Origin of the sequence: Micromonospora sp. KC207 (genome assembly GCF_004348615.1) — a bacterium.
Lineage (GTDB): Bacteria > Actinomycetota > Actinomycetes > Mycobacteriales > Micromonosporaceae > Micromonospora.
In genome coordinates this window covers 1-7354 of the sequence record NZ_SMKJ01000319.1, presented here as the reverse complement: position 1 = coordinate 7354, position 7354 = coordinate 1, and the positions used below count along the sequence as shown (strand labels likewise).

Below are 7354 nucleotides of genomic sequence, written 5' to 3'. Positions count from 1 at the left end.
GCCCCGGGGGGCGGGGGCCGGCACCGGCCGGACCCGTGAGGCCCCGGCCGGACCCGTGAGGCCCCGGCCGGGGCTCCCGTGACGAGGTGGGCGGGCTCCCGCGACGACCTCGGCGGGGCCCGCGACGCCCACGGGTGGGGCTCACAGGGCCCGGGTGTCGACCGTTCCCGCGAGGGCGACCAGCTTCCCGGCCAGTTCGTCGGCGGCGGCGCGCTCGGCGCCCTTCGGCAGCGTCCAGCGCAGCACGGCGAGCCGGTCCCCGGCGGCCAGCCAGCCGACCTCGGCGACCGGCCCGTGTCCCTTGGTCGCGGCCCCGGTCCGCCGGTAGGCGACCTGACCAAGCCTGCTGACCTTCCGGGCGCCGTCGGGCTGCACGTCGGCGGTGAAGTCGGCCACGCCGATCGACGTGTCGGTGACGATGAGGGCCAGCTCGGGCAGCAGCGCCCGCTCCGCGCGCAGCACGCAGGTACGGGTGTCGTCGCGCGCGCTGGACGCCGCCACGTCGAACCGTTCCCCGGTGTGCTGCTCGACCACCCCGAAGTCGAGCAGCAGGCAGGCGCCACCGGAGGACGCCGCCGGGACGTCGACCACCACCGGCGCGCCCCGGGGCACCGCCACCCGCTCCGCCGGCTCCGTCCCGCACCCCGCCACCAGCAGCACCGTCACGCCCGCCAGGCAGATCCGACCGCGCACCCCAACCTCCGCGCTCCTCAGCGGTTCCCGCCGATGTCCGCCCGACACCGTACGGGTTGTCCGCGTCCGGTGGAAGCCCTCGGCCGGCGGTTCGCGCACCGGGCCGGAAGCCTCGGCCGCCGGTGGTCCCTGCTGGGCCGGCGGCCCTCAGTCGGCCACGTACGGACAGTGTCGACAGCCTCGCCCGCAGCAGGTGCCCCGGCGGGCCAGGAAGCCGGCGGTGAGCACGAACAGGCCGCTGTCCGGATCGGGGTAGCCGGCCTGCCCCGCCGCGAGGGCGGCGGTGTGCGCAGCGAGGATCCGCCCCCGGTGCGGATGCTCCGGAGGCAGCCGCGACGGGTGCGGCTCCGTCAACGGCCGGGCCGCCAGCGGCACCCGCTCCCCACTCACCGCCGCAGTGTAAGGAGGGGCCCCCTGTTAACGCATTCTGCATGGGAAGGGCCCCTTTTTAGGGCCTGTGTCGAAGTCGGTCACAGCCACTCGTTGATCGCGGCGATATGCACGGTGGCTTCGTAGCGCACGGCGAGTTTGTCGAAGCGGGTGGCCACCGCGCGGTTGCGTTTGAGTCGGTTGATGCCGCACTCCACGGCATGACGCTGCTTGTACCGCTCGGGGTCGAAGGCCGGTGGCCGGCCGCCCTTGGACCCCTTCTTGCGCCTGTTGGCGTCCTGGTCGGCCTTCGACGGGATGGTCGCGGCGATCCCGCGCCGGCGCAGGTAGCGACGGTTCGCCCGGGATGCCGCGTACGAGCAGCGGCGGGTCGGCCGCCGTCACGGCCGCCGCGGCCCGCAGCCGGGCGCGGCGGTGGGTGTGCTCGGGCCAGACGAGGGCGTCGAGCCAGGCGATGTCGGCGGGGTCGGTCACGTCGAGCGGGTTCAGGTCCAGCCCCGCCCGCCACGCCACTTCGGGCCGGCGGGTCGGCGGTGGGGCGCCGGTGAGCGCGCAGTCGAGGACCGGCTCCCCGGCGCCGATCCGGTGGTCGCCGTAGCGGTAGGCGTACCGGTCGGGGTAGAGGCAGAGGCCGGCGGACGCGCCGATCCAGCAGGGCGAGCGGCTGCGGTAGCACGGCGAGCACCGGCAGGAGCGCGGCGCACCGGCCGGCCTCGTTGGTCTGGGTGGCCCGGTTACGCAGCTCCGCCGCGACCGCCGGCCAGTGGGCCGCCGTGAACTCGCCGAACGCGGCCGGGTCCTCGACCGGGCCGCCGAGCAGCCGGACGACACCGAACAGCAGGTTCGGCTGCCGCTTGGCCGCCGGGAGCGCGCCGAGCAACGCGAGCAGCCGGTCGTCGCGGGCGACTGCGCGGGCCAGGCGTTCGTACGCGGGCGACACCCCGCGCGCCTCGCGGTCGGCGAACTCCACGTAGCCGGCGGCGACCGTCGCGTCCGAACCGGCCATCCGGACAGGCTAGTCGATCTGCGGGGGGGTGAGAGGGGTGCCCTTTTCTACCGCAGGCGTTAACAAGGGGCCCTTCCTTACACAACCGTCGAGCCCCGGGCGCGGGCGCGCCCGGGGCTCGACGGTGTGTGCACTCAGCTACAACCGCTGGTCGATCCGCAGCCCTCGCAGACGTAGCAGCTGCCGGCCGGGCGCATCTTCGTGCCGCAGGTGAAGCAGAGCGGCGCGTCGGCGGCCTTGCTGATCACAGCCTCCAGCAGCTCCGTGCTGGAGCCGACCGACGGGGCCGGCTTGGCGGCGGCGACGTCGGCGACCTCCCGGGCCGGCTGGGCTACCGCCCCGGCCGTGGCCTCCACGCCCGTCCTCGGCTCGGGCGCCTCGACGGGGGCGGACGAGGCCATCGCGGTGAGGTCCGCACCGCTGACCGTCGCGCTCTCCGCCTCCGCCTCGGCCCGTAGCTGGGCGGCCCGCTCCTTGGCGGTGAAGATGCCCAGCTCGGCGCGGCGCTCGTACGGCAGGAAGTCCAGGGCCAGGCGACGGAAGATGTAGTCCATCACCGAGGCGGCCATCCGCACGTCCGGGTCGTCGGTCATGCCGGCCGGCTCGAAGCGCATGTTGGTGAACTTGCTGACGTACGTCTCCAGCGGGACGCCGTACTGGAGGCCGATGGAGATGGCCACCGAGAAGGCGTCCATCACGCCGGCCAGGGTCGAGCCCTGCTTCGACATCTTGAGGAAGACCTCGCCGAGGCCGTCGTCCGGGTAGGACGACGCGGTGAGGTACCCCTCGGCCCCGCCGACGGAGAAGCTGACCGTCTGGGACGGGCGCTTCTTCGGCAGCCGCTTGCGCACCGGGCGGTACTCGACGACCTTCTCGACGACCTTCTCGACGGCGGCGGCCTCGACCGCGGCCTCCACGGCCGCCTCGACGACGGCCTTGTTCGGCTTGGCCACCGACAGCGGCTGGCCGACCTTGCAGTTGTCCCGGTAGATCGCGAGGGCCTTGAGACCGAGCTTCCAGCCCTCGAAGTAGATCTTCTCGACGTCCTCGACGGTCGCCTGCTCGGGCATGTTGACCGTCTTGGAGATGGCGCCGGAGATGAACGGCTGGACGGCCGCCATCATCCGCACGTGGCCCATCGGCGCGATGGACCGTTCGCCCATGGCGCAGTCGAAGACCGGGTAGTGCTCCGGCTTGAGGCCGGGGGCGTCCACCACGTGACCGTGGTCGGCGATGTGCTCGACGATCGCCTCGACCTGCTCCTCGGGGTAGCCGAGGCTGCGCAGGGCGCGCGGTACGGTCTGGTTGACGATCTGCATCGAGCCGCCGCCGACCAGCTTCTTGAACTTGACCAGCGCCAGGTCCGGCTCGACGCCGGTGGTGTCGCAGTCCATCATCAGGCCGATGGTTCCGGTCGGAGCGAGTACCGAGGCCTGCGAGTTGCGCCAGCCGTACCTGTCGCCGACCTTGTTGCCCTGGGTCCACTGCTTCGTGGCCTCCCGCTGGATGGCGGTGGCCACGGCGCCGGCCGGCTTGATCGCGTCGTTGGCGGCGGCGTGCTTGCGCATGACCCGCTTGTGCGGCTCGGCGTTGCGGGCGTAGCCGTCGTACGCGCCGACGATGCCGGCCAGCTCGGCCGAGCGGCGGTACGCCGTGCCGGTCATCAGCGAGGTGATGGCGGCGGCGACGGAGCGGCCCTGCTCCGAGTCGTACGGCAGGCCGGAGGCCATCAGCAGCGCGCCGAGGTTGGCGTACCCGATGCCGAGCTGACGGTAGGCGCGGGTGGTCTCGCCGATCTTCTCGGTCGGGAAGTCGGCGAAGCAGATCGAGATGTCCATCGCGGTGATGACGAACTCGACCGACCGGACGAACTTCTCCACCTCGAACCCGCCGTCGGCGCGGAGGAACTTCATCAGGTTCAGCGAGGCCAGGTTGCACGAGGAGTTGTCCAGGTGCAGATACTCACTACACGGGTTGGATGCGGTGATCCGCCCGGTTTCCGGGCAGGTGTGCCAGTCGTTGATGATGTCGTCGTACTGCAGGCCGGGGTCGGCGCACTCCCAGGCGGCCTGGGCGATGGTGCGGAACAGCTTCTTGGCGTCGATGGTCTCGATGGTCTGCCCGTCGAGCCGGCCGCGCAGGTCGAAGCCGCCGCCGTTCTCCACGGCCGACATGAACTCGTCGGAGACGCGCACCGAGTTGTTGGCGTTCTGGTACTGCACGCTGACGATGTCGTTGCCGCCGAGGTCCATGTCGAAGCCGGCGTCCCGCAGCGCGCGGATCTTGTCCTCCTCGCGCGCCTTGGTGATCACGAACTCCTCGATGTCCGGGTGGTCGACGTCGAGGATGACCATCTTCGCCGCGCGCCGGGTGGCGCCGCCGGACTTGATCGTGCCGGCGGAGGCGTCCGCGCCGCGCATGAAGCTGACCGGGCCGGAGGCGGTGCCGCCGGAGGAGAGCAACTCCCGGGAGGAGCGGATCCGGGACAGGTTGACCCCGGAGCCGGAGCCGCCCTTGAAGATCAGCCCCTCCTCCTTGTACCAGTCGAGGATCGAATCCATCGAATCATCCACGGACAGGATGAAGCACGCGGAAACCTGCTGGGGCGAGGGCGTGCCGACGTTGAACCAGACCGGCGAGTTGAAGCTGAACACCTGGTGCAGCAGCATCCAGGTCAGCTCGTGGGCGAACACCTCGGCGTCGGCCGGGGTGGCGAAGTAGCCGTGCTCCTCGCCGGCGGCGCGGTAGGTGCTGACCACCCGGTCGATGAGCTGCCGCAGCGACCACTCCCGTTCCGGGGTGCCCACCGCACCACGGAAGTACTTGGTGGTGACGATGTTGGCCGCGTTGACGCTCCAGGACTCGGGGAACTCCACCCCGCGCTGCTCGAAGTTGATCGAGCCGTCCCGCCAGTTCGTCATCACGACGTCGCGTCGCTCCCACGACACCTCGTCGTAGGGGTGGACCCCGTCGGTCGTCCACACCCGCTCGATCTTCAGACCGGTGCTGGCCTTCGTCCGCGTCCGGCTGGCTGTCACGCCGTCCCCCGCCATCTCATCCGCCCCCTCGTCTGCGCGGTCACCCGCCGCGCGTCCAACTGTCAGAAACCAGGAAAAATCAATTGGTACGGCCGGCGGCCCCCGCCGCGGCCACCCCGTCGCCGGCACCGGCGCCCTCCCGGGCGCGGGCGGCGGCCCGCAGGGTCTCGATCTCGCGCTCGAAGTCCGCCAGCGAGTCGAACGAGCGGTAGACGCTGGCGAAGCGCAGGTACGCGACCTCGTCCAGGTCCCGCAGCGGGCCCAGGATCGCCAGGCCCACGTCGTGGCTGGGGATCTCGGCGGCCCCCTTGGCCCGGATGGTCTCCTCGACCTTCTGGGCGAGCAGGGCGATCGAGTCCTCGTCGACCGGCCGCCCCTGGCACGCCTTGCGCACCCCGCCGATGATCTTGATGCGGCTGAACGGCTCGGTCACCCCGCTGCGCTTGACCACCGCGAGCACCGCCTCCTCGACGGTGGTGAACCGCTTGCCACACTCGGGGCAGGACCGCCGCCGGCGGATCAGCTGGCCGTCGTCGGCCTCCCGCGAGTCGACGACCCGGGAGTCGGCGTGTCGGCAGTACGGGCACCGCATCGCCTGACCTCCTTCATCGACGGGCGGGCCGACAGCCATCCCCGGGCACGCGGAACCGCGGCGCCGGCCCCGCCCGGGGGCCGCCACCGGGTGCGGTAGCGGGGAGTGCGGTCGGTAGTCGAACCCAACCTGTAGGCGACTTACGCCAGTGTGACTACTACATCTAGGGGTCGACCGTATGCGTCCGGCGGACCGTGGTCAAGTTCGCCGGCGTGTCCGGCGCGTCACCAGGATCACGTCATCACCCCGCGCTCCCAAAGCCGCCGAAAGCCCCAACGCGACATGCCTCCCCCCGGTCACGCCCCGCCACCCGAACGGGACCGACCGCCACGGAGCGGGCGGCGCGGCGTCAGGAAACAGCGCGGCGGTCGAACTGACGTTCGAATGCGCGTACCATCTACCAGAACAGGCGTTCGGGTTTCCCGCTTTCCGGCCCCGACACGCCAGCGAAGGTCGTACAGATGTTTGAAAATGACCGATCCCACCTATACGGTCGAGAACAACCGGGCCGGCGAGCACGCGGACCGGCCACCGAGGCAACCCGCGCGGCTCGCCGCACGCCCACGGGCCGCCGGGCAACCAGCGCCGACCAGGGAGGACGGACGTGACCGAGGACCGGGCCAGCTGGCCGAAGAACCCGCAGCAGAGCACCGAGGCGGGTCCACCGGCCAGACGCCCCCGCGCCGCGCGCAGCCGGGCCGCTCAGCCGGCCGTGCGCCCGGTCACTCCGGTGGTCAGCAGCTTCCCCGACCCGGCCACGGTCGACCTCACCACCCGGCAGCGCCGCATCCTGGAGTTCATCCGCACCTGGGTCGAACGGCACGGGTACCCGCCGAGCGTGCGGGAGATCGGCGAGGCCGTCGGCCTCGTCTCCCCGTCCAGCGTCGCCTACCAGCTCAAGGAGCTGGAGAAGAAGGGCTTTCTGCGGCGGGACCCGAACCGCCCGCGTGCCGTGGACGTCCGGGCCCCCAACGAGACGCTCGACGACGAGGCGAGCCGTTCCCAGCGCCCCGCACCGGCGTACGTGCCGATGCTCGGCCGGATCGCCGCCGGTGGCCCCATCCTCGCCGAGCAGGCGGTGGAGGACGTCTTCCCCCTGCCCCGTGAGCTGGTGGGCGAGGGCGAGGTCTTCATGCTCCAGGTCAAGGGCGACTCGATGCTCGACGCCGCGATCTGCGACGGCGACTGGGTGGTGGTCCGGCAGCAGCCGACCGCCGATGCCGGCGACATCGTCGCCGCCATGCTCGACGGCGAGGCGACCGTGAAGACCTACCGCCGCCGGGACGGCCACGTCTGGCTGATGCCGCAGAACCCGGCCTTCGACCCGATTCCCGGCGACGACGCCACCATCATGGGCCGGGTCGTCGCCGTCCTGCGCCGCATCTGACCGCCGCCGCGGACCGCTCAGGCGCTGATCCACCAGCGGAGCTTGAGCGGCCTGCCCGGCCGGTCGACCGTCGGTGCCCGCAGGTCAGTACCGGTCGCCCCGGTACTCGCGACCGCCGCCGGGCGGCTGACCGTAGCCGCCGCGCTCGTCGCCGGGCCCACCGGCGCCGCGCCGACCCCCGCGCGGGTCCCGGGGGGCCTGTCCCCGCCGGGGCGGCTCGGCTCGCCCGCCGCCGTACACCCCACCAC

The 7354-nt window shown here is 72.3% G+C and carries 6 protein-coding genes and 2 pseudogenes; 2 read left to right on the top strand and 6 right to left on the bottom strand.

The genetic code is table 11. The annotated features are described in order from the left end of the window. Window positions 1-141: 141 nt before the first annotated feature. The 6 genes and pseudogenes from E1258_RS27860 to nrdR form a co-directional block, all read right to left on the bottom strand. On the bottom strand, window positions 142-693 hold the full coding sequence (locus E1258_RS27860; RefSeq protein WP_132406353.1) for a hypothetical protein: 552 nt from the start codon (window positions 691-693) through the stop codon (window positions 142-144). A gap of 147 nt (window positions 694-840) precedes the next feature. Further along, window positions 841-1083: a DUF5522 domain-containing protein gene (locus tag E1258_RS27855; protein WP_132406351.1), complete on the bottom strand. Its 243-nt coding sequence runs from the start codon at window positions 1081-1083 to the stop codon at window positions 841-843. 80 nt (window positions 1084-1163) lie between these two features. After that, window positions 1164-1430, bottom strand: a pseudogene (locus E1258_RS27850) (IS5/IS1182 family transposase); the annotation flags it as partial. A 1-nt stretch (window position 1431) separates the two neighbouring features. Further along, window positions 1432-2089 (bottom strand): annotated as a pseudogene (locus E1258_RS27845) (DUF2332 family protein); the annotation flags it as partial. A gap of 134 nt (window positions 2090-2223) precedes the next feature. Further along, a complete protein-coding gene (locus E1258_RS27840; RefSeq protein ID WP_132406349.1) occupies window positions 2224-5142 on the bottom strand; it encodes a vitamin B12-dependent ribonucleotide reductase in 2919 nt (972 codons plus the stop codon). Between the two features lie 64 nt (window positions 5143-5206). Further along, complete coding sequence (nrdR, locus tag E1258_RS27835; protein ID WP_132406347.1) at window positions 5207-5719, bottom strand: transcriptional regulator NrdR; 513 nt, start codon at window positions 5717-5719, stop codon at window positions 5207-5209. Window positions 5720-6323: 604 nt separating this feature from the next. Here nrdR and lexA point away from each other — a divergent pair. Together lexA and E1258_RS34100 are read left to right on the top strand one after the other, a co-directional pair. Then, window positions 6324-7106, top strand: coding sequence for a transcriptional repressor LexA (gene lexA, locus E1258_RS27830; RefSeq protein WP_132406345.1), 783 nt, complete (start codon window positions 6324-6326; stop codon window positions 7104-7106). A 42-nt stretch (window positions 7107-7148) separates the two neighbouring features. Next, window positions 7149-7354 (top strand): hypothetical protein (locus tag E1258_RS34100; protein WP_207919756.1); only part of this gene is annotated, 206 nt, incomplete at its 3' end.